Origin of the sequence: Collinsella sp. 4_8_47FAA, from assembly GCF_000763055.1 — a bacterium.
Classification (GTDB): Bacteria; Actinomycetota; Coriobacteriia; order Coriobacteriales; family Coriobacteriaceae; genus Collinsella.
Window position 1 is genome coordinate 1 of record NZ_KN214145.1, and the last position, 2,148, is coordinate 2,148.

The following is a 2,148-nucleotide window of genomic DNA, read 5'->3' on the forward strand; positions in this document are numbered from 1 at the left end:
GCCGTGCGCCCTGGTGCTCGGCGACAACATCTTCTACGGCAACGGCCTGTCGCGCCACCTGACGCGCGCCGCCCGGAACGCCGAGTCGGGCCGAGCCACGGTCTTCGGCTACCACGTGGACGACCCCGAGCGCTTCGGCGTCGTGGAGTTCGACCGCGGGGGGAGGGCCGTGTCCATCGAGGAGAAGCCCGCCCGCCCCAAGAGCTCCTACGCCGTCACCGGCCTGTACTTCTACCCGGGCGACGTCGCCGTCAAGGCCCACAAGGTTCAGCCTTCCGCCCGCGGGGAGCTGGAGATCACCACGCTCAACCAGATGTACCTGGAGGAGGGGACGCTGTCCGTGGTCACCCTCGGCCGCGGCTACGCGTGGCTGGACACCGGCACCATGGAGAGCCTCCACGAGGCCGCGGAGTTCGTCCGCGCCGTCGAGCACTCCCAGGACCTCCCCGTGTCCGTCCCCGAGGAGATCGCCTGGGAGAACGGCTGGATCGACACGGCGCGGCTGGAGGAGGCGGCCGCGGCCTACGGCAAGTCGGTCTACGGCCGGCACCTCAAGAAGGTCGCCGCCGGCGAGATCGTCAACAGCCCGCGCGAGTACTAAACGGATGACTGGAGATAGAGACATGACTGAAGAGCTCTTCGAGCCCAGGAACATCATCGTCACGGGCGGCTGCGGCTTCATCGGCAGCAACTACGTGCACTACGTCGTGGACAACCACCCGGGCGTCCATGTCACCGTCCTGGACAAGCTGACCTACGCCGGCAACCCCGAGAACATCGCGGGGCTGCCCTCCGACCGCGTGGAGCTCGTCGTGGGCGATATCTGCGACGCCGGGCTGCTGGACCGCATCGTCCCGGGCCACGACGCGATCGTGCACTACGCCGCCGAGTCCCACAACGACAACTCCATCGCCGACCCGGAGCCCTTCCTGCGCACCAACGTCGAGGGCACCTTCCGCCTGCTGGAGGCCGTCCGCAAATTCGGCGTCCGCTACCACCACGTCTCCACCGACGAGGTCTACGGCGACCTGGCGCTCGACGACCCGGCGAAGTTCACCGAGGAGACGCCGTACCACCCGTCCTCGCCGTACAGCTCGACCAAGGCCAGCTCCGACATGCTCGTGCGCGCCTGGACCCGCACCTACGGCCTGCGCACCACGATCTCCAACTGCTCCAACAACTACGGCCCCTACCAGCACGTGGAGAAGTTCATCCCCAGGCAGATCACGAACATCATCGACGGCGTGCGCCCCAAGCTCTACGGCCGCGGCGAGAACGTCCGCGACTGGATACACACCGAGGACCACTCCAGCGCCGTCTGGGACATCCTCACCAAGGGCCGCATGGGGGAGACCTACCTCATCGGCGCCGACGGCGAGAGGGACAACATCACCGTGCTGCGCATGATCCTCGAGGCGATGGGCCGCGACCCCGAGGACTTCGACTGGGTCGCCGACCGCCCCGGCCACGACCGCCGCTACGCCATCGACTCCACCAAGCTCCAGCGCGAGCTCGGCTGGAGGCCGGCCCACACCGACTTCGCCGGGGGGCTCAAGGCCGCCATCGACTGGTACGTGGCCAACGAGTCCTGGTGGCGCCCGGCCAAGGAGGCCACCGAGGCCCGCTACCGCGCGCAGGGGCAGTAAGGAGAGCAGAGACATGGCAGACATCGCATTCGAGAAGGACCTCTCCGTCGCCGAGACCGGCATCGAGGGCCTCAAGGTCGTCGACCTCGCCGTCCACGGCGACTCGCGCGGCTGGTTCAAGGAGAACTGGCAGCGCGCCAAGATGTGCGCCCTGGGCATCCCGGACCTCAGGGTCGTCCAGAACAACATCTCCTACAACGACAGCCGCGGCGTCACCCGCGGCATCCACGCCGAGCCCTGGGACAAGTTCATCTCCGTGGCCCGCGGCTCGGTCTTCGGCGCATGGGTGGACCTGCGCGAGGGCAGCGCCACCTACGGGAAGGTATTCACCTGCACCCTGGACCCGAGCAAGGCCATCTACGTCCCGCGCGGCGTGGGCAACTCCTTCCAGGCCCTGGAGGACGGCACCGCCTACACCTACCCTGGTGGACGCCCACTGGTCCATTGAATTGAAGAAGACCTACACCTTCGTGAACCTCGCCGACCCCGAGCTCGCCATCCA

3 protein-coding genes are annotated in these 2,148 nt (G+C 67.8%); all 3 read left to right on the forward strand.

Annotated features, from left to right (window positions below; translation table 11 throughout):
* A partial coding sequence (locus tag HMPREF9463_RS10110) for a sugar nucleotidyltransferase (protein WP_035138960.1) occupies nt 1–601 on the forward strand: 601 nt, incomplete at its 5' end.
* 22 nt (nt 602–623) lie between these two features.
* Complete coding sequence (rfbB, locus tag HMPREF9463_RS10115; RefSeq protein WP_035138962.1) at nt 624–1,646, forward strand: dTDP-glucose 4,6-dehydratase; 1,023 nt, start codon at nt 624–626, stop codon at nt 1,644–1,646.
* Nucleotides 1,647–1,659: 13 nt separating this feature from the next.
* Nucleotides 1,660–2,094: a dTDP-4-dehydrorhamnose 3,5-epimerase family protein gene (locus tag HMPREF9463_RS10575; RefSeq protein WP_052044243.1), complete on the forward strand. Its 435-nt coding sequence runs from the start codon at nt 1,660–1,662 to the stop codon at nt 2,092–2,094.
* Nucleotides 2,095–2,148 lie beyond the last annotated feature (54 nt).